Origin of the sequence: Corynebacterium durum (genome assembly GCF_030408675.1) — a bacterium.
Lineage (GTDB): Bacteria > Actinomycetota > Actinomycetes > Mycobacteriales > Mycobacteriaceae > Corynebacterium > Corynebacterium durum.
In genome coordinates this window covers 2,464,097-2,487,983 of sequence record NZ_CP047200.1, presented here as the reverse complement: position 1 = coordinate 2,487,983, position 23,887 = coordinate 2,464,097, and the positions used below count along the sequence as shown (strand labels likewise).

Annotated in this window: 25 protein-coding genes; 18 read left to right on the top strand and 7 right to left on the bottom strand. The window is 58.5% G+C overall.

The genetic code is table 11. The features are described from left to right. Positions 1-11 precede the first annotated feature (11 nt). Genes folP through panC form a run of 7 tightly spaced genes read left to right on the top strand, consistent with a single transcriptional unit; the run spans position 12 to position 5,005 of the window. Positions 12-857, top strand: a complete 846-nt coding sequence (folP, locus tag CDUR_RS11615) for a dihydropteroate synthase (RefSeq protein ID WP_375379393.1) — start codon at positions 12-14, stop codon at positions 855-857. Then, positions 850-1,245 carry a dihydroneopterin aldolase gene (folB, locus tag CDUR_RS11610; RefSeq protein WP_179418325.1) on the top strand — a complete coding sequence of 132 codons (396 nt, stop codon included), beginning with the start codon at positions 850-852 and terminating at the stop codon, positions 1,243-1,245. The genes folP and folB overlap by 8 nt, the downstream gene beginning before the upstream one ends. Beyond that, positions 1,245-1,754, top strand: coding sequence for a 2-amino-4-hydroxy-6-hydroxymethyldihydropteridine diphosphokinase (gene folK, locus CDUR_RS11605; RefSeq protein ID WP_006062376.1), 510 nt, complete (start codon positions 1,245-1,247; stop codon positions 1,752-1,754). The genes folB and folK overlap by 1 nt, the downstream gene beginning before the upstream one ends. Further along, on the top strand, positions 1,751-2,215 hold the full coding sequence (locus tag CDUR_RS11600; RefSeq protein ID WP_179418324.1) for a DUF3180 domain-containing protein: 465 nt from the start codon (positions 1,751-1,753) through the stop codon (positions 2,213-2,215). Before folK ends, CDUR_RS11600 begins: the two co-directional genes overlap by 4 nt. Before the next feature lie 22 nt (positions 2,216-2,237). Further along, entirely contained in the window at positions 2,238-3,308 is a 1,071-nt protein-coding gene (locus tag CDUR_RS11595) for a DUF6779 domain-containing protein (RefSeq protein ID WP_179418323.1), read from the top strand. Next, on the top strand, positions 3,309-4,115 hold the full coding sequence (locus tag CDUR_RS11590; RefSeq protein WP_179418322.1) for a Rossmann-like and DUF2520 domain-containing protein: 807 nt from the start codon (positions 3,309-3,311) through the stop codon (positions 4,113-4,115). Continuing rightward, positions 4,112-5,005, top strand: a complete 894-nt coding sequence (gene panC / locus CDUR_RS11585) for a pantoate--beta-alanine ligase (RefSeq protein WP_179418321.1) — start codon at positions 4,112-4,114, stop codon at positions 5,003-5,005. The genes CDUR_RS11590 and panC overlap by 4 nt, the downstream gene beginning before the upstream one ends. 5 nt (positions 5,006-5,010) lie before the next feature. Here panC and CDUR_RS11580 read toward each other — a convergent pair whose 3' ends face one another. Further along, positions 5,011-5,913, bottom strand: a complete 903-nt coding sequence (locus CDUR_RS11580; RefSeq protein ID WP_179418320.1) for a carbohydrate kinase family protein — start codon at positions 5,911-5,913, stop codon at positions 5,011-5,013. Between the two features lie 161 nt (positions 5,914-6,074). On the opposite strand from CDUR_RS11580, the gene CDUR_RS11575 reads away from it, so the two are divergent. Then, positions 6,075-6,566, top strand: coding sequence for an RrF2 family transcriptional regulator (locus tag CDUR_RS11575; protein ID WP_006062382.1), 492 nt, complete (start codon positions 6,075-6,077; stop codon positions 6,564-6,566). 102 nt (positions 6,567-6,668) lie between these two features. After that, on the top strand, positions 6,669-7,874 hold the full coding sequence (locus tag CDUR_RS11570; RefSeq protein ID WP_006062383.1) for a globin domain-containing protein: 1,206 nt from the start codon (positions 6,669-6,671) through the stop codon (positions 7,872-7,874). On the opposite strand, the gene CDUR_RS11565 is transcribed toward CDUR_RS11570, so the two are convergent. Both CDUR_RS11565 and CDUR_RS11560 read right to left on the bottom strand, forming a co-directional pair. Then, complete coding sequence (locus CDUR_RS11565) at positions 7,867-8,064, bottom strand: type II toxin-antitoxin system antitoxin (protein ID WP_179418319.1); 198 nt, start codon at positions 8,062-8,064, stop codon at positions 7,867-7,869. The genes CDUR_RS11570 and CDUR_RS11565 overlap by 8 nt on opposite strands. A 6-nt stretch (positions 8,065-8,070) precedes the next feature. After that, positions 8,071-9,069: an SPFH domain-containing protein gene (locus tag CDUR_RS11560; protein WP_179418318.1), complete on the bottom strand. Its 999-nt coding sequence runs from the start codon at positions 9,067-9,069 to the stop codon at positions 8,071-8,073. A gap of 135 nt (positions 9,070-9,204) precedes the next feature. Here CDUR_RS11560 and lysS point away from each other — a divergent pair, with 135 nt between their 5' ends. Continuing rightward, positions 9,205-10,794: a lysine--tRNA ligase gene (gene lysS / locus CDUR_RS11555; protein ID WP_179418317.1), complete on the top strand. Its 1,590-nt coding sequence runs from the start codon at positions 9,205-9,207 to the stop codon at positions 10,792-10,794. Between the two features lie 265 nt (positions 10,795-11,059). Further along, positions 11,060-12,187 (top strand): hypothetical protein, encoded by a 1,128-nt coding sequence (locus CDUR_RS11550; RefSeq protein WP_179418316.1) that lies wholly within the window; start codon positions 11,060-11,062, stop codon positions 12,185-12,187. A 7-nt stretch (positions 12,188-12,194) separates the two neighbouring features. Here the strand turns inward: CDUR_RS11550 and CDUR_RS11545 are convergent, their stop codons facing one another. After that, positions 12,195-12,863, bottom strand: coding sequence for a Pr6Pr family membrane protein (locus CDUR_RS11545; protein WP_179418315.1), 669 nt, complete (start codon positions 12,861-12,863; stop codon positions 12,195-12,197). A gap of 109 nt (positions 12,864-12,972) precedes the next feature. Between CDUR_RS11545 and CDUR_RS11540 the strand changes: the two genes are divergently transcribed. After that, entirely contained in the window at positions 12,973-14,454 is a 1,482-nt protein-coding gene (locus CDUR_RS11540; protein ID WP_179418314.1) for an MDR family MFS transporter, read from the top strand. Positions 14,455-14,621: 167 nt separating this feature from the next. Here CDUR_RS11540 and CDUR_RS11535 read toward each other — a convergent pair whose 3' ends face one another. Continuing rightward, entirely contained in the window at positions 14,622-15,497 is an 876-nt protein-coding gene (locus CDUR_RS11535; RefSeq protein WP_179418313.1) for a hypothetical protein, read from the bottom strand. A 30-nt stretch (positions 15,498-15,527) separates the two neighbouring features. Beyond that, the gene (locus CDUR_RS11530; protein WP_290207708.1) at positions 15,528-15,788 is read right to left on the bottom strand and encodes a hypothetical protein; all 261 of its coding nucleotides are present in this window, start codon (positions 15,786-15,788) and stop codon (positions 15,528-15,530) included. Positions 15,789-16,039: 251 nt separating this feature from the next. On the opposite strand from CDUR_RS11530, the gene CDUR_RS11525 reads away from it, so the two are divergent. The 4 genes from CDUR_RS11525 (at position 16,040) to CDUR_RS11510 (ending at position 21,477) form a co-directional block, all read left to right on the top strand. Further along, on the top strand, positions 16,040-18,655 hold the full coding sequence (locus tag CDUR_RS11525) for an ATP-dependent Clp protease ATP-binding subunit (RefSeq protein ID WP_006062392.1): 2,616 nt from the start codon (positions 16,040-16,042) through the stop codon (positions 18,653-18,655). Positions 18,656-18,858: 203 nt separating this feature from the next. Then, positions 18,859-19,836 (top strand): GNAT family N-acetyltransferase, encoded by a 978-nt coding sequence (locus CDUR_RS11520; protein WP_006062393.1) that lies wholly within the window; start codon positions 18,859-18,861, stop codon positions 19,834-19,836. Positions 19,837-19,924: 88 nt separating this feature from the next. Next, the gene (locus tag CDUR_RS11515; RefSeq protein WP_006062394.1) at positions 19,925-20,095 is read left to right on the top strand and encodes a DUF4236 domain-containing protein; all 171 of its coding nucleotides are present in this window, start codon (positions 19,925-19,927) and stop codon (positions 20,093-20,095) included. Positions 20,096-20,166: 71 nt separating this feature from the next. Then, positions 20,167-21,477, top strand: coding sequence for a threonine/serine exporter family protein (locus CDUR_RS11510; protein WP_233452949.1), 1,311 nt, complete (start codon positions 20,167-20,169; stop codon positions 21,475-21,477). Here CDUR_RS11510 and CDUR_RS11505 read toward each other — a convergent pair. Continuing rightward, positions 21,446-22,369: an HhH-GPD family protein gene (locus CDUR_RS11505; protein ID WP_179419133.1), complete on the bottom strand. Its 924-nt coding sequence runs from the start codon at positions 22,367-22,369 to the stop codon at positions 21,446-21,448. The genes CDUR_RS11510 and CDUR_RS11505 overlap by 32 nt on opposite strands. 61 nt (positions 22,370-22,430) lie before the next feature. Here CDUR_RS11505 and CDUR_RS11500 point away from each other — a divergent pair, with 61 nt between their 5' ends. Next, positions 22,431-23,063 (top strand): carbonic anhydrase, encoded by a 633-nt coding sequence (locus CDUR_RS11500; protein ID WP_179418311.1) that lies wholly within the window; start codon positions 22,431-22,433, stop codon positions 23,061-23,063. Between the two features lie 70 nt (positions 23,064-23,133). After that, positions 23,134-23,859 (top strand): hypothetical protein, encoded by a 726-nt coding sequence (locus tag CDUR_RS11495; protein ID WP_179418310.1) that lies wholly within the window; start codon positions 23,134-23,136, stop codon positions 23,857-23,859. Positions 23,860-23,887: the final 28 nt, after the last annotated feature.

The following is a 23,887-nucleotide window of genomic DNA, read 5'->3' as shown; positions in this document are numbered from 1 at the left end:
GCTGCATGGTCATGGGAATTGTCAATGTTACGGAGGATTCGTTTTCCGACGGAGGCCGCTACCTCGACCAGGACGTGGCCGTCGATCACGCTCGTGAGCTCCTGACTCAAGGGGCGGACATTATTGATGTCGGCGGGGAGTCCACCCGCCCAGGTGCGCAGCGTATCGACGCCGCGACGGAACAGCGCCGCGTCATTCCCGTAGTGCGAGAACTCGCGCAATCGGGAGTGCGGGTCAGCGTGGACACAATGCGGGCCAAGGTGGCTGCTGCCGCTGTGGAAGCGGGCGCGGAGATCATCAACGATGTGTCTGGTGGCCTTGCCGACCCAGACATGCTGTCCGTGATGGCCGACAGTGGCCAGCGCGTATGCCTCATGCATTGGAAGGCCGAAGAGTATGGTGACGCTGCAGGTCAAGCGCATATTCAGGGAGATGTTGTCGATGAGGTGCATGCGCAGTTGCGTCGCCTTGTCGAGCGCGCCGTGACGGCGGGCATCGCTCCCGAGCGGATTATCCTTGATCCGGGCCTAGGGTTCGCCAAAACCCCCGAAGATAATTGGGCTCTGCTCCACGCACTTCCCTCGTTTGTTGGCACGGGTTTTCCGATCCTGGTGGGGGCGAGCCGCAAGCGTTTCCTGCAGGCGGTACGCACCGACCGTGGGATGTTGGATATGGCGTTGCCAGGTACTGCCGAACATTCCGCCGATCCCGCGACGTTTGCCATAACCGCCCTGGCTGCCATGCAGGGTGCGTGGGCGGTGCGTGTGCACGATGTTGCAGGCAACCGCGATGCCGTGGATGTTGCCCAGGCCTGGCGCGAAGGTGGCATTGCGGGAGGGCAGGCACCTCATGGCTGATCGTATTGAGCTGCGCGGATTGGAATGCTTCGGGTACCACGGTGTGTTTGAGGAAGAAAAACGCACCGGGCAGACTTTTCTTGTTGACCTTATATGTTGGTTGGATTGTGCAGAAGCGGCGCGCACAGATGACTTAAATTTGACTATTAATTATGCGGACCTTGCTCATATGGCGCACACTATAGTCTCAGGACCTTCGTGTGACCTTATTGAAACCGTCGCCGCGAACATCGCCGACTCCGCCATGGCGGAGTATCCCCAACTCCATGCTGTCGAAGTTACCCTGCATAAACCCCAGGCCCCGATTCCCCTGAGCTTTGCCGACGTCGCTGTTGTTGCACGCCGATCCCGCAAAAAAGCAGCGAGTGCACCGCGGGTGGTGGGGTGATGAGAGCTGTGCTGTCCATCGGATCCAACATGAATGACCGACGCGCCCTCTTGCAGGGCGCGTACGACCATTTCCGCCCCGAGCTTGTCGCGGCATCACATATCTACGCCACCCCACCGTGGGGCGTGACGGACCAGGAGGACTTTCTCAACGCGATTCTGATCGTTGAGACGTCATTGTCGCCGATGGAATTATTGCGCGCGGGGCAGGCTCTGGAGCGTGCAGCACATCGGGTACATACCCGCAAATGGGGGGCACGGACACTTGATGTTGATCTAATTTGTTGCGCCGACGGTGCTGGGCACTCTATCGAGTCCAGCGATCCGACGTTAACATTGCCGCACCCGTGGGCAGCAGAGCGTGTGTTTGTGCTGGTACCGTGGCTGGACGCCGATTCGCAAGCCACACTCAATGGTGTACATGTCACCGAACTGCTAGCTGCGCTCGATCCGGCGGACGTTGAGGCCGTGCGAGTGGTCGGCAGTTTCGCGGAAAGGGGGCTTGAGTGAAGCGGACGTCGATACGTGCGTTGGTGGCTACCGGCCTGTTTGTCGGGGCGGCATCAGGCATTCTGACCTGGGGTTTTTATGGCTATATGCCGCCTGTGGGGGTGAGCGTATCGGTCACGTTGTGGCTCATGTCGGTGGTGTGTGCAGTGATGGCGTGGCGCATGCGAAGCGGCATGGAAAAGGGCGGTATCGGCATGGATCGATCGCAAATCAATCCCATGACCGCCGCGCAGTGGCTTGTCGTGGGCAAAGCGTCAGCCTGGACCGGAGCAATCGTGTCCGGCGTTTATGCAGGTATAGCCAGTTTTGTGGTGCCGCGATCCGGGGAGCTTGTGGCGGCTTCAGATGATCTTCCCGGTGTGTTGGCATCGTTGTCCGGTGCGGTTGCATTGTGTGTCGCTGGCGTGGTTCTGGAGCGGCACTGTGTCGCCCCGCCGCCGCCGGATGGCGAAACTGCGTGAAAGCTTAGGTACATTGGAACGCATGAGCGCCGAAAACAAAGTACAACAAGACCGCAGCAATATCCTTCAAATCGTGCTAGTGGCCCTTGCCGTCTTTGCCAGCGTGGCTATGCTGTTCACCGATAGCACCGCTGTGATGAAAGTGGCTGTGTTAGCGGCACTATGGGCTGCGTTTTTCGGCTTGCTTTTGGTCTCTCGTTACCGCAGGCAGTATGAGAAGCAAAAGACGCTTCTGGAGGAACAGTACGACCGCCATGAGGCCGAATTGGAGCTGGAAAAGGCCGCCCACCGTGAGCAGGAGCTGCGTTTGGAGCAGACTCTGCGCAAGACGCTGATGAAGGAAGAAGACAACCGCCTCGATGATATTCGTGATCAATTAACAGTCGTGCGTGAGCAGCTGGAAGAACTCAACGGCAGGTCCTTCGACTACGAGCCCACAGCACTGCGTGCCTCCGCTATGCGGATGGATGACATGGCTGAGCTTTCTGGCCCCGTTCACGGCCCCAGTGAGGCGACTGAGGATGATTTTAGTGGCCTAAGCTCCTACGGTGCCAGCTCCTACAGCGATACGTCTTACGGCGACACATCATCCTATGGCGACAGCTACAGCACCAGCGCCTACGACACGGGCTACGGTAACGACAGCTATTCGGGTGACGATTCCGTCACAGAAGTCGAGTACACCGAAGCTGAGTACACGTCCACTCAGTACGCCACCAACGCTTTCTCCTCCAGCTACGCTGCCAGCAACTACTCGATGCAAGGTTCAGGTGGTACGGCAAGTTCGGTGCGCAGCTACGCTACCACCAAGGACAGCTACGACGACTACGACGACAGCAGTGACTTCTCCTACGACAGTGACTTCAGCTCCGAGGACTACCTGGCCGAACCCAGCCCCGCTCCGGAACCCTCGAAACGCTTCGACACCACGGCTTTCGCCGCTGTGCAGTGGAAACCCGCCAACACCGAACCCAAGGTGGAACCCACACCTGCGCCCATGAACGATTCCCGCCGGGGTCGTCGTCGCCGCGACGAAAACAGCGAAGCACCGTCCGTCGCTGACCTGCTTAAGAACTTCAACAGGAACAGCTAATTGCCGCCACGCATGGATGTGGCCATCGTCGGCGCGGGTCGTGTGGGCACCGCCCTGGCGACACGCCTCAGCGCCGCAGGCCACAGCATTGTGCATCGCATCACGCGTGACAGCTCCTCGCTGCTTGTTGACGCCCCGACTTGCCAACTCATCGTCCTCAGCGTTCCTGACCCGCAGCTTAGCGATGTCGTGACGGCACTCGCACCGCACGTGAAACGCGGGCATATTGTCCTGCACACCTCGGGAGCGCACGGCTTAGACATCCTGGATCCCATTGAAACAACCGGTGCGATAGTCCTGGCCATGCACCCCATCATGACCTTCGTTGGTGGGCCTGAAGACGCGAGCAACCTGGAAGGATGCTACTGGGGAGTCACCACCACCGATGAGCTCAGCGACACCATTGCGGAACTGCTCGTCGCCGAACTCGGTGGACAAATGATCCGGGTGTCCAACAACAAACGCGTTGCGTACCACGCCGCCCTCGCTTATGCCAGTAATTACACTGCCACTGTGCTTTCCGACGCTCGCGCCCAGCTCGCTGATGCTTTACAGAGCGGCGAGGATGCGGCGGCGCGGGTGCTCAGGCCGCTTGTCGAGGCGTCGATACGCAACGTGCTGGAAGCCGGGCCAGATGCCATCACCGGGCCCGCAGCCCGCGACGATGTAGCCATGGTGCAGCGACACATGGGGGCAATTGACGATGCTGGACGCAGACAAGCGTATCGTGAACTAGCGCGCCGAACAGCCGAACTCACCGGCGCACACGATGTAGAACTGTGGGCCCACACCGGAGAACAACATTGACCCCAACTTTTAAATCAGGGCAGGCGACCCTGGTACAAACCATAGACAACCTTCAGGAAATCACAGGTGCTTTCAGGAAAGCAGGGCGACCTGTCGTGCTCGTGCCCACGATGGGAGCGCTCCACGCGGGGCATCTTCAACTCGTGCGTGTGGCCAAACGCATCCCCGGTGCGCTCGTGGTTGTTTCCATCTTTGTCAACCCCCTGCAGTTCGCAGAAGGGGAGGATCTTGACGCTTACCCACGCACGCTGGATGCCGATGTGGAGTTGCTGCGTGGTGAAGGTGCCGATGTTGTGTTCGCGCCCTCTGCCAGGGAGATGTATCCCAACGAGTTCCGTACCACCGTTCAGCCCGGCGCGTTAGGAACTGTTCTTGAAGGCGCGTTCCGGCCCACGCACTTTACGGGCGTGCTGACGGTGGTGAACAAGCTGTTCAACATTGTGGGGCCAACCGACGCTATCTTCGGCGAGAAGGACTATCAACAGCTCATTCTTATCCAGCAGATGGTGACAGACCTGAATATGGGCATTCGCATTTATTGGGTGCCCATTGTGCGTGAAGCCTCCGGCTTGGCAATGTCCTCCCGCAACAGGTACCTGAGCGAGGAGGAACATGAGGTGGCGCTGGGCCTCTCTGCTGCGCTGACTGCGGGTGCCCATGCCTCCGAGAGTGGTGCCGATGCTGTGCTCGCAGCAGCCCGTAGCGTCCTCGCCGCTGTTGATGGCTTAGATGTGGACTATCTTGAACTCCGCCGCGCCTCCGACCTGGGCGAGATTGGCGAGGACAAGGCTGCGGGGGATGCCAGGCTGCTGATTGCCGCGCGCGTGGGGACCACGCGGCTCATTGATAACGCGGGAATCCTGCTCGGGGAAGTTCAGCGCGAGACGTAAGGTTTCTACGCAAGCATGCCCTGTACTTCCGCATCAGTCGGCGGTTGCGCGCCGACGCGGGAGCAGGTGATGGCTGCGGCTGTGGCGGCGTAGGTGAGAATATCGCGCCATTCGTCGGCTGTGAGGGAGTCGACGAGGGCGCGCGGGTTTCCGTTGCCGCGTAGTTCGAATTGTGTGAGTAGAGCTCCCATGATGGTGTCACCCGCGCCGATGGTGTCCTGGACGGGGACGGAGACCGCGGGGACGTCGATACGCAGGTCGCGTGTTTCGAGGGTGATACCGTTGGCGCCACGGGTGATCACGCGTGCGGGAACATCGGTGTCGCCGAGGAAGTCCACCTCCTCTTCGGAAAGTTTCAGCAGCGTGACGCTAGGCAGGAGCGAATGCAGGAAGTCGCGGTGAGCATCAGTGGCGTAGAAGTCTCGGATATTGGGGTCAAGCGCGATAAACGTTCCGCGCGCCGCAAGGCTATGCAACAGGGTGGCGTACCGGGACGCGCCGGGTTCAAGAGCGAGTGAGCACGTTCCAAAACAAGCGATGTGGGTGTCTAGGTCTTGAGGTGGTTCGACGAAGCGGTCGGCGGTGCCGTCAACGTAGAAGGTGTAGCTGGCACTTCCGTCCGCGCCGATGGAGGTGAGGGCGAGCGTGGTGGGTTCGACACCGCGCTGGACGTGTTCAGTGTCGATATTCTCGCTGTTTAGCCGGTTGTATAGTGCTGTTCCGAAGGTGTCGTGGGAGAGGCGCGAAAGGAATCGGGTGGGAGCTCCGAGTCGGGCGGTGGCTATGGCGACATTGAAGGGACCACCCCCAAGGGCGGGGTGTAGTGGTATTGCGTGTGGTTCGCCGGTAATGGTGGGGGAAGGCACGAGGTCGACAAGCCCTTCGCCGCAAATGGTAATCATATTCATTTTCCTTTTCGGGTGAAACGGAGGTGTAACTTTGTTGACGTTCCGACAAATAGTAGGAAATAATAGGCATATATTTATTACATAAAGCTTTTTCTGTGGCTGATCGGTGCCTCAGATGTGAAGCTTTGCTCTATGGACAAGTCTAGGTGGTACTCGTGCAAATGACGCGCTTCGCAGACCTTGGTCTGCGCGTTGTGATGCGACTCGGCGCTCCCAGCGCTGACCAGGAAGGGCGACGCAATACCGTAAATAACCTTGCGGAAGACATCAGTGCGTCGAGTGCGCATGTGGCCAAAGTCGTGGCCAAGTTGGTGAATATTGGTGTGGCAAACAGTGTCCGTGGGCGCAAGGGCGGCATCGTTCTTGCGGATGACGCGCCCTCAATGAAGGTGGGGGAGGTGCTGCGCAAGCTGGAGGTTAGCAGTGAGGTGATCAACTGTGTTGAGCCCACTGAATGCCCGTACTACTCCAACAATTGCCTGCTTCGCACGCGTTTGGCCCGCGCTCGGGAGGCGTTTTTTGCTGCCCTAGATGACCTCACGATTGCCGATTTGCTGGAGCACACAGCTCGTGAGCATAAGCGCTCAGGGGCTGTGGGGTTGGGGATCCCGCAAATGATTGACCCTAGCGATCGCACGGAAGCATTTGCCTAAGTCAAACTTTCGGTTGGTTTAGGGCGTAATGCCGGACGCTGCGATATGAATTTAATATAGCTACCTGCCCCCCCTACATGTGAAGTAAGGAGCTTTATCGCCATGTCTCACGACATCCATGACCATCACACGCCAACTCCCACCACTGACCGTTCCGGGCTTTCCGACGCCCATGCCGAGGTGATCCGCGCTACCCTTCCGCTTGTTGGCTCCCGGATCAACGACATCACGCCGGTGTTCTACAAGAAGATGTTCACCGCTCATCCGGAGCTTATTGCCGATCTGTTCAATCGCGGCAATCAACAACATGGCGATCAGGCCAAAGCACTGGCCGCGTCTATCGCGGTGTTTGCTTCTGTGTTGGTTGACCCGGATAAACCGCACCCAGATGAGATGTTGGCCCGCATTGGGCACAAGCATGTGTCTCTGGGGATTACAAAAGACCAGTACCAGATTGTTCATGATCATCTGTTTGCCGCCATTGCCGAGGTGCTGGGAAGCGTTGTCACGCCTGAAGTGGCGGAAGCATGGGATGCTGTCTATTGGATGATGGCCGATACGCTCGTCCGTTTTGAAAAAGAGCTCTACACAGCATCAGGTGTGGCTGCGGGGGATGTGTTCCGTGATGTGACGGTGGCCGACAAGAAACCGCTTTCGGATACGGTGACTGAATTCACGCTCGTGGGTGAAGGGTTGGTGCCCCCACGTCCAGGGCAATACACGTCTCTTGGTGTTGTTCTTCCTGATGGTGCCCGCCAATTGCGCCAATACTCCCTGCTGGATGGTGCCTATGAGCAAACAACCTCCTGCTATCGGGTGGCGGTGGAGCGCTCGGGCGAAGTCTCGGAGTTTTTGCACAATCATGTTGCTGTGGGAGATACGATTCAGGCAACACTCGCGGCGGGTGATTTGATTCTCACTGATGGCGATAATCCTGTGGTGTTACTCTCCCAGGGCATTGGTTCGACACCCATGGTGGGTATGTTGTCGTATCTGGCGGCGCAACGTTCTCAGCGGCAGGTCATTGTGGTGCACGCGGATGCCTCAGAGGCTGAGTGCGCGCAGAAATCCGAGATGGAGCGCTTGGTGGAGCAGCTTCCGAATGCTCGCCTCGAGCTGTATTTCCGTGACCAGGGCGAGCGTGTCGACGCCCCGGCCATCATTCCCGCTGGTGCCTCCGTGTATCTGTGTGGCGGGGTGCGGTTCCTGCAGTCAGTTCGCGATCAGATTGATGCCATTCCCGCCGACCAAGCACCGGCTGATGTGCACTTTGAGTTGTTTAGCCCCAACGATTGGCTGATCAACTAGGGTCTTTTCTGGGGCGGCCGCGTTTGGGCAGGTCACCTGCGTCCTTGGGGAGCCTGCCCGCAGTGCGGAGGTTATCGCGCAGCATCACCTCGATTTGGGCGTTGACGCTGCGCATGTTGTCCCCAGCCCACTGGGCGATCGCGTCGTAGATCGCCGGGTCGAGGCGGAGGGGCACATTTTTTCTGGGCATTGTGGTTTAAGTGTAGAGGCTGCCGGTGTTCACCACGGGTTGGGTAGAGGAATCAGAGCAGAGAACCACAAGGAGGTTGGACACCATGGATGCGCGGCGCTCGGAATCGAGGTCCACGATGTCGCGTTCGTCCAGCTTGTCCAGGGCGCTTTCTACCATGGTGACGGCACCTTCCACGATGGTTTCGCGGGCGTCGACAATCGCGGTGGCCTGCTGACGCTGCAGCATAGCCTGCGCGATTTCGGGGGCGTAGGAGAGCGCGGAGATGCGGGCCTCAACAATTTCCAGACCAGCAACAGCGACCCGTGCGGCCACTTCATCAGCGAGTTCCTGGGATACCAGGTCTGTGGAACCGCTCAGGCTGGGAACAGTGTCAATGTTGGTGGAGTCGTAGGGGTGTGTGGTGGCCACGTGCCGCAGCGCGGATTCGGACTGGGAGTAGATGAACTCCTTCATGTCTTCCACGGCAAAAGTGGCTTTGGCGGTGTCTGCTACCTGCCACACCACAATCGCGCCGATAACCACGGGGTTGCCATTGAGGTCGTTGACTTTGATTTCGTTGGTTTCAAAGTTGCGCACACGTACACTGACCTTTTTCGCGTTGGTCAGTGGCGGCACTAGCGACAATCCAGTGCGACGGTTAGTGCCCAGGTAGCGGCCGAACAGCTGGATTACTTGGGTGTGGCCGGGGCTGTTGACCTTGATCATTCCGGCGACCAATGTGCCCATCACGACCCCCAAGATGCCAAGGCCAATGAGTGTCACGTTTATCTGGCCGCCCAACTGTTTCGCGTCTTCTTGGGCGGCTTTGGCAAGCACGGCAACCACGGACCCTACCGTCAGCGCGAGGGAAACGAGGATTGCTGCAATGGCTGCGCCTGGACCCATCGTCCAGGCTGGTTTCTCCATCACATCGACGTTTGTTCCCGAATGACCGACGGGGGTGTCGGAGACAACGATGGTCTCCTCCTGGGCCGGGTCAGTGGACGGGGTATCGGCGGACATGGTGTCACTCCTTACAAGGCGCTTACGAAAAAACTGATATCAGTTTATCACAAAAATAGATATCAGATTTTTGCTCATGCCTTCCATGACTCCCGTAGCTGTGTCTTTTGCCGTGATGGACTAATCTGTAAACCTGTGACTGACGCGAAGAACCCCCACAACCGCAACGATGATGTCCCAGAACAACTGCGCATTCGTCGTGAAAAACGCGCCCGCCTGCTGGAAGACGGCATTGATGCCTACCCAGTTGTTGTGGATCGCACCACCTCTATCACGGACCTGCGCAACAATTATGTGGTGCTGCGGGAGGACGAGAGCGTCGATAAGCACGAAGAAAAACGCGAGGGCGTGCGTTACCTTGCCGTGGGGGAGGAAACCCAGGATGAGGTGGCTGTTGCGGGGCGCGTGATCTTTGTCCGCAATACCGGCAAGCTGTGCTTTGCCACTCTTCAAGAGGGCAATGGCACCAAACTGCAGGCCATGCTGTCGCTGGCGGAAGTCGGCGAGGAAAGCCTAGCCAATTGGAAAACCACCGTTGACCTCGGCGATATCGTGTCTGTGCGCGGGCGCGTCATTTCCTCCAAACGCGGTGAGCTATCCGTGCTGGCTAGCACCTGGCACATGGCGTCCAAGGCCCTGCGCCCTCTGCCTGTGGCTCACAAAGACATGAGCGAGGACACCCGCGTGCGGCAGCGTTACACCGACCTGATCATGCGCGATGCCGCCCGCACTAACGCGCTCACCCGCATCAAGGTGATGCGTGCGTTGCGCAACTACCTGGAGGGCGAGGGCTTCCTAGAGGTGGAAACCCCCATGCTGCAGACCCTGCACGGTGGTGCGGCGGCTAGGCCGTTTGTCACCCATTCCAACGCCCTGGATATCGATCTCTACCTGCGCATCGCCCCCGAGCTGTACCTCAAGAGGTGCGTGGTTGGTGGCATGGAACGCGTCTTTGAGGTGAACCGCAACTTCCGTAACGAGGGTGTGGATTCCTCCCACAGCCCCGAGTTCGCAATGCTGGAAACCTACCAAGCCTGGGGCACCTACGACGACGGCGCCGAGATGATCAAGGGTCTCATCCAAAGTGTCGCCCGTGAGGTGTTCGGTTCCACCACCGTCACCCTCGCGGACGGCACCGACTACGACCTCGGTGGCGAGTGGGCCACCATGGAAATGTACCCCTCCCTCAATGAGGCACTACAGCGTAAACACCCCGGTCAACCCGAGGTCACCGTGGATTCCACCGTCGAAGAACTCAAGGCGCTTGCCGACGTCGTGGGGGTCAAGGTTCCCGAGAATGGTGGCTGGGGTCACGGCAAACTCGTCGAAGAAATTTGGGAAGAACTCTGTGCCGACCAGCTCTACGGCCCGGTCTTTGTGCGGAACTTCCCCGTGGAAACCTCTCCGCTGACCCGCCAGCACCGTACCGAACGCGGTGTGACGGAAAAGTGGGACCTGTATATTCGCGGCTTTGAGCTGGCCACCGGCTACTCCGAACTCGTGGATCCGGTGATCCAACGGGAACGCTTTGAAGACCAAGCCCGGCTTGCCGCCGGGGGCGACGACGAAGCCATGGTCCTGGACGAGGATTTCCTCGCCGCCATGGAGCAGGGCATGCCCCCCACAGCGGGTACTGGTATGGGTATCGACCGCCTGCTCATGGCCCTGACCGGACTGGGAATCCGCGAAACCGTGCTGTTCCCGATTGTGAAGCCAGAGGCATAGGGCGGACTAGGGCGTGGGTTGTGCCTGCTTATTGCGGGCTGCCCAGTACAGCGATCTGGCATTCGTATCACAACGGTCATATACCGAGCCGAAGGGGCCGCCGGGATTGCCGTAGTTCATCGGGACGTCGATACGCCCGCATGTGGAGCCCTGTTCATTCGCTTCGGACGGGCACGCTTCCCATGTGATGGAGTGTGGCGAGGTTGTATGGTTGAAGAAGGTAGCAATTATGCTTTATTCATTACCTTGAGAGGACCTCACGCCCATGATCGAAAAAGCCATCGCCGACTTCCTGACAGTAATCCGCAATCCGCAACACAATGGTGATGATGTGAAAGCTGCATTGTCGCCGGTCATGCAAGAAGTTGGCGACGACAGCGAACGACGGCACTACGCCATGACGCAACTCGCGCCGCTGGTCACCGACGTTGCCTCGCCGGAGGAAGCCTGCTTCATTGCCCTGGTAGTGGGATATTTTGTGGAAAATGGTGGAGACCCGTTGATTGGTTATGCCCCGATTCTGACCCGATTCAATGAGACGCTGGGCAAGGCCATTGATTTCGCCTCACAGTGCGTGGATATGCCACTTGACTCTGAAGCGCTGCAGCCCCTCATTGACGAATACGGGTCGGCAGAAGAGATCGATCCGATGGATTTGGTGCGGGCACACATCGCCACCCACGGTGAGGAAGTGGCACAACACAATCCAGAGCTCTACTTTGCTCTAGAAGCCCAAATAGGATTGCCCAACGCTGCCCTGGCGCATATGAATCATTGCCCAGAAGCCCGTGCTTACGCTCGTGAACTTCCAGATTTTGTCGACCGACTGGCCGCAACGGAAGGTTTTATTGACAACGAGAACGTGTACTGGTGCCACAGGCTTGCACAAATGCTGGATAATGAAGAACTCCTTGTGATCCACCCGGCAAGCGAACAAGGTTTCCGCGTGCGCATTAGTGGCATCGGCGATAATTTCCAGCTGCACACACTCCTTGCCGACGCCCTGAACGGGTCTGATGGTTTCCCCTACGACACACCCGATCCGCACATTGCTGCCATTGCCCGTGGTGAACAAGAGCCTGCGGATGATGATTTCGCAGTGGGCGTGTTCAACATGGTCAACTGGACCGGCATCAAAGGTCTGTTGGGTGAATCGGATGATGACGATGAGTCACACAGTTTCTTTGATGAGTGGATCTGGGGCGAAGGAACACCCTACGACATCGAAAAGTTCGAGGGGACCCGCGTGGTGCTCATTGACGATGCGCCTTACCAACGAAGCTGGCAGGCCAACCTCACTTTCGGCGGGATCCGCCCAGAAGTGACAGTTGTTGAGAAACTCACCCCGCAGCAGGTTCAGGATTGGCTGCAGCGCTTCCAGGCTGGGGTGTAGCTCTGCGCTACCTCTTCCGTCCATCCGCCAGCTTTTCAACGCCGCCAACTAGCGATACCGCCGCAAAGAATCCGATGTAGATTCCCGCGATGTTGCGAATGGCTACCGGCCAGCCTAGTTTGTCGGCGTTGATGAACCCGTAGGGGTAGTAGCCGCCGGTGGTAATGCCACGGAAGATGGTCCAGATGGTCCACACCACGGGAATGACCAACGCAAGAAGTGTGGTTGTGAGGGTGATTTCCCGCTCGGTTTTGGTGTCCCCAAAAAACATGAACAGTATCCAGGTTAGTGGCGCGAGAATTGGCATGATGATGTGGAAAACAGGGTTGGTGTACAGCTCAATTCCCTCGTCAGGGGAAGCCGTTGCCCTGAGGATGAGGTTGTAGATCAGGCCGGTGACGGTGAGCATGAGCGCGGCGTCGATACGCACTACTTTGGCGAGCGTGGGGGAGACGCGGCGGAAGTTGGTGAAGTACCCTAACCCAACGAGTGCGCCAAGAAGATTTGACCACAATGTGAAGTAGGAATAGTTGGCGAGAAGTTTCTCGGGGCCGCTGGTGAATGCAGGCCAGTTTTCAAATGGAACGATCTGCGAGTTGATGCCGGAAAGAATGAAGGCAGAACCGCCGAGAAGGAACATGATGAGGCCCAGCCAGCGCACAAGTTGGTTGATCACGATCAAAGACTATACGCGGTGTGCATGGGAGGTCGTGAACTATTAGACTCTCAGAGTTAGGCTTTTAGCCGTGGAATTTTTGTGAGGAAAGCGCACAGTTACTATTACTATGTCAGATTTGCCCCAGTCGCTAGGCGACGCACTCGAACCTGATCACTCCCGCCCAACCAACACGGCGCGCCAGAACAACCTGGTGTTGTGGATCCTTGTTATCTCGACGATGGTGATGATCCTCAACGAGACGGTCCTGTCGGTGGCGCTGCCCATTATCTCCCAGGATTTTGGTGTGGAAGCCACGATGGTGCAGTGGCTGACCACTGGTTTTCTGCTGGTGATGGCCGTTGTGTTTCCCATGACGGGGTATCTGTTGCAGCGTTTTTCCACGCGCACTATGTTTGTGGCGGCGTTGGCCTTGTTTGCCATTGGTACGGCCGCAGCTGGTATGGCCTGGACATTCCCCATTCTGCTGGTTGCCCGCCTAGTGCAGGCGATTGGTACGGCAGTAATCATTCCACTGCTCATGACGGTCACCATGACCACAGTTCCACCGGAGCGCCGCGGCGCAACGATGGGGCTGATCGGTGTGGTTATTTCTGTTGCTCCGGCACTGGGACCAACAGTGTCGGGCGTTATTCTCAGCGCGCTCAGCTGGCATTGGCTGTTCTGGACGGTGCTGCCCTTTGTGGTGTTATGCCTGGTCATCGGCATTAAGTTCATGCGGAATGTCTCAGAGCAGCACGCCCTTCCGCTGGATATTATTTCGGTGCCGCTGTCGGCGTTGGGTTTCGGCGGGCTGGTGTACGGCCTCTCGGAAATCGGCACGGTGATCAACGGCAGCACGAAGATGCCACTGGTGGTGCTGGCCGTGGGGGCGGTGTTCCTTGTCTTGTTCGTGCTCAGGCAGCTGACACTGGGCAAGCGTGACGCGGCGTTATTGAACCTTCAACCGTTTAGTTTCAGGCCGTTCTGCGTTGCAGTCATAGCCATTGGGTCTAGCATGGGTGTGCTGTTGGGTACGGTTGTAGTATTGCCGTTCTTCCTGCAAGACTCGCTGGGCGCATCGGCCTTGCAGACAGGTTTGTTGGTGCTCCCCGGTGGTTTGTTGGAGGGGCTGGCCAGCCCAGTTGTGGGGCGCATCTATGATCGGCGTGGCGCCCGTGTGCTGGTCATTCCCGGCGCGATCGGCATCACTGTCAGTGAGCTGGGACTGTCCATGCTGTCGGAAAATTCGAGCATTTTTGCGGTGTTGGTGCTGCATATGTTGCTATGCCTCAGCCTGGCCTGCGTGATGACTCCCCTCATGACCGACGGTCTTGCCGCCGTTCCGCAGAACCTATACAGCCACGGTTCCGCAATTTTGAATACACTGGAGCAGCTGGGCGGTGCGGCTGGCACGGCGATTCTGGTGGCGGCGATGACAGTGGCCTCGAAGTATGCCCTGGATTCTGGTGATGCTCCGACTACGGCAATGGCATCTGGCGCGTCAACGGCCTTCATTGTGGGCACGTTAGTGGGCGTGGCGACCCTGGTAACGGTGCTTTTTGCTGCTGGGAAGACCGCCAAGACGGCTGAGCCAGCAAGCGATGGGTAGCTCTGGGACTAGATGGGGGCTGCGAGCTGCAGGCGTTTAAGCGTCCTTGTGCTGGCCTTGGTTCTGTTCATAATTACACCGTTCGGCCATCAAACGGTGTAATTATGGTAATGCCCTTCCGTAAATCTCCAGTTCACAAAAGTAGCAGAGGGTATAACTACACCGTTTTATTTTTTATGGTGTAGTTGCAGTCTTCTCAGCACATCCCGGTAGGCATAGCCGGAGAATGCTTGTTTGGCGGAGTAAGCCCACACTCGATAGCCGGCCGTTACGAGGGCATCAAGGCGGTTGGTGGCCTTTTCAATGGAGTTATCTTCCGTGTCGCCGTACTTTCCCAGCCCGGAGATTTCGATGACAATGCGGGTGCCGCGAACGTAAAAGTCCACACGACGCAGCACACCCCGGGCGTCAATAAGTTCTACCTGGGGTGCCAGGTCCACGAGTCCTTCGTGGCGCACTTGTGCGAGAAAGTATGCCTCAGCTGCGGAATCAAGATGTGGGTCGGCGAGTTGTAGGCATTGTGCCAACATTGGTGATCGAGTGGCGGCATGGCGAAGTTCCTCAGTGGCATCGGATCGGTGTTTCAATGCCCAGCAGACGGACATAAAACAATCCTCGAAACCGTGGAATCGTGCCAGGTCAAGGGCTGTCTGCGCAATGTTGGTGACTACGACGTGCTGCCCCTGTACATAGTCTTTGGTGGACAACCGGCCTGTGAGTTTCCTGCCGGAACAAGTCGTGTCTTTTCGGCCGCGTGCTACGTAGTATTCGACCGGCGAATTCTTATCGACGAGTGTCCACATGCCCCACAGAAGCGCCGCTGATCGACCACCGATGATGCGTATCCGACTTGTTCCCAGTGCGAGAGCGCGTAGACGGTGCTGCTCCCACGGCGGCTGGCTGGTGTAATCAGCTCGTGGAATATAGACACCACGTGCAAGTTTTAGGTAGGTGCCGTCACGGACGAGCTTGCGTACGGCGCGCATAAAAGGCTCTGGCTGAGCACGGGCCACAATCAGCCCGTGTTGTTCTTGTTCCCCCACATGGAAAAGGTATCACTCCCGCTTTGACGTCTACGTTGACTGCCGTGCGAGCTCGCAGGCAATCACGGCGGCGGCCATGCGGAGCGGGAGTTCATCGTCGCTGACTTTGCCATAGGCGCGGGCTACTCTGAGTGTACTTTTAGTGGCTGCTAGCTCCATGACCTCGCGGAATTGTGGTTGGTTGAAGTAGTCCTCAGCGCTGCGGTTCCTAAGGTGTCGAGCGACAAACTGGGCGGTGTAGCGCATTCCGTTGTCGGTGCCGTTGAACCAGCGAAACATACAGCGAAACATACGTAGTCCTCCTGCCCTGATTGGTGGTGGACCCTAGTGTACGGGCCGAAGCCAGCACCCCCGCTTCACAGGTAATTTTATGGGCTGTTCGCTACAGGCGTACAGTGTCTGTGGCGTCGAAAAGTGGGGTTTGACCTGCTGAAATTTATATGTGCTACCTAGAGGTGGGCAACTCGTCTGTTCAATGGGGACTGAATTGGGCTTGCGGCGGGTTACAGTGGGTGCCGTTAGCTAGAAAAAGAAGGAGAGTCATGTTCGAGAGGTTTACGGACCGAGCTCGCCGCGTCATCGTGTTGGCGCAGGAGGAGGCTCGGAGCTTCAATCACAATTACATCGGCACGGAGCACATTCTTCTTGGCCTGATTCAAGAGGGCGAGTGTGTTGCTGCGAAGGCGCTGGAATCCATGGGTATTTCCCTGGAGGCCGTGCGTCAGGAGGTCGAGGAGATCATTGGCCGCGGTAGCCAGCCGCACGTTGGCCATATTCCTTTTACTCCCCGTGCCAAGAAGGTTCTGGAGCTCTCCCTGCGTGAGGGCCTGCAGATGGGCCACAAGTATATTGGCACGGAATTCCTGCTGCTGGGCCTGATCCGTGAGGGTGAGGGCGTGGCTGCGCAGGTGCTGGTGAAGCTCGGTGCGGATCTTCCGCGTGTGCGCCAGCAGGTTATTCAGCTTCTGTCCGGCTATGAGGGCGGTGAAGGCGGTACGCCTGAGGCTCCGCAGCAGAGCAGCGGCAGCGACGCCGTTGGCGCTGGCGCTTCCCCCGGTGGTCGGGTGCAGAGCAGCGTTGGTGAGCGCTCCAATTCGCTCGTGTTAGACCAGTTCGGCCGGAACCTGACCCAGGCTGCCCGCGACGGCAAGCTTGATCCGGTGGTGGGGCGTGAGAAGGAAATCGAGCGCGTCATGCAGGTTCTTTCCCGCCGCACCAAGAACAATCCGGTTCTTATCGGTGAACCCGGTGTGGGTAAAACCGCCGTTGTCGAGGGCTTAGCCTTGGACATTGTTAACGGCAAGGTTCCAGAGACGCTGAAGGATAAGCAGCTTTACTCCCTAGACCTGGGTTCGCTTGTTGCGGGTTCGCGTTACCGTGGTGACTTTGAGGAGCGCCTGAAGAAGGTGCTCAAAGAGATTAACCAGCGCGGGGACATCATCCTGTTTATTGACGAGATCCACACTCTCGTGGGGGCTGGTGCCGCCGAGGGCGCTATTGACGCTGCGTCACTGCTCAAGCCCAAGCTGGCCCGCGGTGAGCTGCAGACCATCGGTGCCACCACGTTGGATGAATACCGCAAGCATATTGAGAAGGACGCTGCGCTGGAGCGTCGTTTCCAGCCGGTGCAGGTACCGGAGCCTTCCGTTGAGCTGACCATCGATATTCTTAAAGGTCTGCGTGACCGCTACGAGGCTCACCACCGCGTGTCCATTACCGACGGCGCGTTGGCTGCGGCCGCCAACCTCTCCGATCGCTACATCAACGACCGCTACCTGCCGGACAAAGCCGTTGACCTTATCGACGAGGCTGGTGCCCGTATGCGTATCAAGCGCATGACCGCACCCGCTGGCCTGCGCGAGGTGGACGAGCGCATCGCCGCCGTGCGTCGCGAGAAGGAAGCGGCTATCGACGCCCAGGACTTTGAGAAGGCAGCCGGCCTGCGGGATCAAGAGCGCAGGCTAGGCGAGGAGCGCTCCGAGAAGGAAAAGCAGTGGCGCGCCGGTGACCTGGAGGAAATCGCCGAAGTTGGCGAGGAACAGATTGCCGAGGTGCTGGGCACCTGGACTGGTATCCCGGTGTTCAAGCTCACCGAGGAAGAATCCTCACGCCTGCTGCACATGGAGGAGGAACTGCACAAGCGCATCATCGGCCAAGACGATGCCGTGAAGTCCGTCTCCCGTGCGATTCGCCGCACCCGTGCCGGCCTGAAGGATCCGCGACGCCCCTCCGGTTCCTTCATCTTTGCTGGTCCGTCCGGTGTGGGTAAGACCGAATTGTCCAAGGCACTTGCAGAATTCCTGTTTGGCGAGGACGACGCACTGATTCAGATCGATATGGGTGAGTTCCACGACCGTTTCACCGCGTCCCGCCTGTTCGGTGCCCCTCCCGGATACGTCGGCTACGAAGAGGGCGGTCAGCTCACCGAAAAGGTGCGTCGCAAGCCGTTCTCCGTGGTTCTGTTCGACGAGATCGAAAAGGCACACAAGGAGATTTACAACACCTTGCTGCAGGTGCTGGAAGACGGTCGCCTCACCGACGGCCAGGGACGCGTGGTGGACTTCAAGAACACTGTGCTGATCTTCACCTCCAACCTTGGTACCCAGGACATTTCCAAGGCCGTGGGCATGGGCTTCAGCAGCGTCGGGGAAACCGATGCGGAAGGCCAGTACGAGCGCATGAAGCAGAAGGTCAACGACGAGCTGAAGAAGCACTTCCGCCCCGAGTTCTTGAACCGTATTGACGACATTGTGGTCTTCCACCAGCTCACGCAGGAAGAAATCATCAAGATGGTGGACCTGCTGGTCGGCCGTGTGTCCAAGGCTCTCAAGGCCAAGGACATGGACCTTGAACTCACCGACAATGCCAAGAAGCTCCTGGCCAAGCGTGGTTTCGACCCGGTCCTGGGTGCTCGTCCGTTGCGTCGCACCATTCAGCGCGAAATCGAGGATGTTCTGTCCGAGAAGATCCTCTTCGGCGAGGTTGGTGCTGGTGAGATCATCACCGTGGACGTGGACAACTGGGATGGTGAATCCAAGGGCACGGAAGCTCAATTCACCTTCACTCCGCGCCCCAAGCCGTTGCCTGACGGTGGTGACTTCGGAGAAATCTCCGTGGAGGCCGCCGAAGCGGTCGTCGCCGCAGACTCAGACCTGTAAAGACCTGTGACGCAACCGCTGTAGTCAACATCACAACACAAGCCGCTGTCCCCTCACATGAGCGTGAAGGGCACAGCGGCTTTGTTGATTTTTCACCAATTCCGTTACATTACCGTTATTCTGGGAAAGTGTGAGGCTGTTTTGAAAATAAAACCTAAAAAGTGCTAACCCATGCAGGAAGTCAGGCGAAGAAAAGAGGTGAAATGGGCGCGAGGCGGAAACAAGCGCAGGACAACGACCTTGGCGCGCAGCTGACATCGTCGGCACGCAGGGACGCGCCCTTGGCGTATGCCATCGCCTTTGTGTCTTTTGCCAGGTCGCAGGGGTATAGCCCGGCACAGCTAGCCAAATGGGTACACGACCAGTACGAGTCCACCGGCTGGTACGACGGATTTGCCGCCAGCCACGACCCAGACAGCCTGTTCGAGGCGTTCCTCACTGACATCGTGCAGGGGCATTTGCTGTTGCGCACGGCGGCGAAAATCGTGCGCGACGGTGAGGGAGTGATCATTCACACAGATACGTTTATTCCTCGCCGCGCCCGAGCCATGTCCCGGCAGTTTGGGCTGGATCCCACGGACGTGGAGTCGTTTGTGGAGGAGCTTCTTGTCCAACACGCCACCCGCCTGGGCATGTCGGCCACAATTAGCTCCGGCCAGCGTGGGCGGGAAGTGCGTATTTCTCCCAGCTGGAATAACGGTAATGCGTTGACGGTACGTGAGATCCTAGAGCAGGATCGCGCCTGGCTACGTGGGTTTTTGCAGCACAGGTGGGGTGGGGACACGTTGCTGACACGCGGCAAGGAACACAACGTCGCCTCAGCATCAGGGTTCCTGGCCACGGAGGGGCAGAAAATCGTGGGCGTGCTCACCTACGCGGACGATGGGGAGCACTGCGAAGTGCTGACCCTTGATGCACTAGAACCAGGCCGCGGCATTGGTCGATTGTTGGTGGATGCCCTCATGGAATCCCGTGAGGTTGGGGAGGTAATAACGGTAGTCACCTCGAACGATAATCTTGATGCTCTGGGGTTTTACCAGCGCATTGGGTTCCAGTTGACGGCGGTGCTGCCGGAAGCCATCAACAACGCGCGGCTCACCAAACCATCCATTCCGACGGTGAGCAAGCGGGGCATTCCCATTCGGGACGAGCTGGTTCTCACTCAGGTCGTGCGACCCTAACATCACCTGACCTCACCAATGAAGCGCATGTCACATATATAGTGGGAGGCGCAACAAGCGTGAAGGATCGTAAAGGAGTTGATGCGGAGTGGGAATCACCTTCCGTAAACGTCAGAAGATGGGCAAGAATAGTTGGCTGAACGTGTCGGGTTCTGGTGTGTCCGCATCCACGAAGGTGGGGCCAGTGACGTTCAATAGTCGCGGTGGTCTGTGGTTGAAGCTTCCCGGCGGCCTGACATTCCGCGGTCGCTGGCGCTGACGCATATCACAGTATCGTTGTACGTCCATGGACGTACAATCACTCCAGCATAAATGTGCGAGGAGTGACATATGGCCCAAGAGAGCAATAGCGACGACAGCACCGCCGGTCAGCAAGCGATGGGGGTGGAAGCTGATGCCGTGCTGCGTCTAGGTTTGCTGATGGTTGCCGCTGGAACCGGCGGTTATCGTGTTATCCGCGCCATGAAACGTGCGGCCCGGGCCATGGGGTTTGATCGCCTAGATGCGGAAATTTCCATCACCAGTGTTGTGTGCACGTTCCACCGGGGCGTGTCTTTTCGAACGGTGGTGGCTACGCAACCCGCCCCGGCGGTGGATGCCTCCCGCATAGAGGCCCTGGAACATCTCACACATCACCTGCCCAATCGCATGAGCGCAAACGCGTTGACCATGTGCTTGGACGATATTGTCCATTCGGTGACACACCGCTGGTCGCGGCCTGTGTTGATGGTCGCAGCGGGTGCGGCCTGTGCGGCGTTCGCACTGCTCAACTACTTTCCAGCCGAGGGGGCCGCAGCCGTGGCGGTGGCTGCGGCATGCGGACAACTGGTGCGTATGATTCTCGCGTCGCGGCACCTCAACCAGCTGGGCGTGGTGGCCGTAGCTGCGGCAACCTCCTGCCTGGTGTTTTACCTCCTGAACTGGGCATTGCCGCTGACGCACCTCCCTGATGATGCCCGTGCCTTCGCCGCCGGATACATCGCGGCGGTGCTGTACCTCATTCCCGGCTTTCCGCTGTTTTCCTCCATGCTGGACCTCAGCCGTTTCGACATCACCGCAGGTTTGACCCGCTTGTGTTACGCCATGGCGGTGATTACCGCCGCCACCATGTCCGTAGCGTTGGTATCGGCGATGACGGGGCTATCGCCGTTGTCTATCGACGCCCCGACCCCCACTGCTCGCTGGTATCTGCTCGCCGCTGTTGCCAGTTTCGTCGGTGTTGGTGGTTTTGCATTGCTGTTTAACTCATCACGGCGCATGGTGCTGTTCGCGGCGTCGATAGGCGTGGTGGCCAACATGGTTCGGCTGGTGATGATCGATGTGGGCGTGCAACCCCAGTACGCCGCCTATACCGGCGGTGTGGTGGTCGGGCTGCTGGGGGCGGTGATTACGGCGCAGACAACCCTGCCGCGTATCACCATGACGGTACCTGCATCAGTGATCATGATTCCCGGCACGGCCATGTACCGTGCCGTGCATTTCCTCAACTCAGGCGATATTGATCAGGCGCTCTCCAACGCAGCTACCGCCGGGCTGATCATCGTGTGGATTTCCGCTGGTCTTGTCACTGCACGCATCCTTACGGACAGGGATTGGGCGTTCGGGAAGCCTATCGACTTTCAGAAACACACAGCGGACTAAATGCGCCCGGGAGCTGGAACAAACCATCAGGCGTTTGCTCGGCCAGACCGTCGGTCAGTAGGGAATGCAGCGCCCGGGAGCGTTGCGGGGCGTCGGGCCACGCGGCGTCGATACGCGACTGCGGAACTGGGGCTGTGGCACCACGCAGCACATCCATGATCAGCCCCCGTACTTGCCGATCCGTACCTGTGAACTTTTGCACACGCTTCTTCGCCCGCGCCAGTTCCTCAGTAGACGGTTCTGGACAACCCGCCGACTGCCATGCGCAATTTTTGATCAGTGGGCAGGCATCGCAATCGGGTGAGGTGGCGGTGCAGACCAGCGCCCCCAACTCCATCAGCGCCACCGACATATCCGCCGCCTGTTGGGGCTCTTGTGGAAGCAGCGCCTCCACCTGCGCCAAATCCCTTTTCGACGCCGCGCCGGGCAGGAACCGCCCCAGCTTCCAGCGTGAATACACCCGCCGAACATTCGTATCCACGACCGGAACCCGCTGCCCATAGGCGAATGCAGCCACTGCCCGTGCTGTGTAATCCCCAATCCCCGGCAGCGCCAGCAACTCGTCCACATCCGACGGAACGTCGCCACCATGCTTATCGACGACCACCCGCGCGCACTCCAACAGTCGTAAAGCGCGCCGCGGGTATCCCAGCTTGCCCCACGCACGCAGCACGTCATCGGCGCTGGCCTGGGCGAAATCAGTGGGAGTAGGCCAGCGGCGCATCCACTCCTGCCAGATTGGTTCCACACGCTTGACCGGGGTTTGTTGGCTCATTACCTCGCTCAGGAGGATTCCCCACGCCGAGGTGTCGGGGGTACGCCACACGATGTCCCGCTTGTTGGCGGCAAACCAGGTGATGAGGTGTTTATCGGGGGAAAATTTAGAGGCCATCAAGGTACTCAGTGTAGCCAAAAAGGTCGCACGCGCCGTATCGAAGATGCACAATGAATCCATGACCACCTCTAGCACTGACAACATCATCACTCCCAAGCAGGCATGGAACGCCCTTGTGGAGGGCAACCACCGGTTCATGACGTTCCGGGAAAAGCGCCCCAACCAGGACGTGGAGCGCCGCATGCAAATGCGCTACGGCCAGAATCCCATTGTGGCCGTGCTCGCCTGCTCAGACTCGCGTGTGCCCGTCGAACTGATCTTTGACCAGGGGCTCGGCGATGCTTTTGTGATCCGCACGGCCGGCGAAATCATTGATCTCGCGGTGCTCGGCAGCCTGGAATACGCTGTGGAATCGTTGAATGTTCCCCTCATCGTCGTGATGGGGCATGAATCCTGCGGCGCTGTCGCAGCCACCCAAGCCGCAATAGACGGGCATGAAATTCCCGATGGTTTTCAGCGCGTGCTTATTGAAAAAGTCAGCCCGTCCATTCTGCAGGCTCGCGCAGCCGGCTACACCACCACCGCAGAATTTGAGGCGCATCATGTTGCCGAAACGGTGAACCAAGTGCTGAGCCGTTCCCCAGAAGTCAAGTCCAAGGTTTCCCGTGGAACATGCGGAATTGTGGGAGTGCGCTACCGTCTGTCCGATGGACTCGCCGAACCAGTGGTCACTATTGGGGTAGGAGAGTAGCACCACCAGTCACATCAGACACGCCGATACGCTAAAGCATCACGCGCCGCGTACCTAATAAGGTAAAAGCGTGAGTACGCCACAGAACAAACGACACCCCGAGATTATTTACATCCGCCGCCGTATCGCAGCCGTTGTGATACTCGTGGTTGTCGCAGGCCTGCTCATTTGGCTGATGTCGGTTGTTGGGGGAGGCAATAAGACCAGCGCCGAGGATCCCAGCGCTGTGGCCACGACCGCTTCGTCCACCGCCGCCCCCTCATCCACCAGCAGCGCGTCTGCAAGCAGTACGGACAGTGATTCCAGCGCATCCAGCAGCGCCTCGCATTCCTTGGCGGCGCCCTCGGACGCGCGGTCCACAGAACCCACCACCAGTGCAGAACGCGGCACGAAAAATACCTGCGAGTTGAAGGACCTGGTGATCAGTGCCAGATCCGATCAGGATAGCTTCGACGCAGGCCAGCAGCCGCGTTTCTACATGACGGTGGATAACCCCACCAATGTGGATTGCGAGATTGACCTGGCTGAGAATCCCCTGCGCTTCGAGGTGTACGACCTGGCCACCAACAAGCGCATCTGGTCGGATATGGATTGCACGCCCACCGACGAGCAGGATTCCCGCGTGTTCCCCGCCGGTGAGCAGCGCTACTACGAGGTGATTTGGTCACGCACAAGCTCTGCGCCGAACTCCTGCAACAAGCGTGAAAACGTGCCTGATGGCGGTTACTACCTGTACACCTTGGTGGGTACCAACCACTCTGACCCCATCACGTTCAACCTGCATGGGAACGCCTAGCTTCTTGATATTTACGTGGGTAACTCAT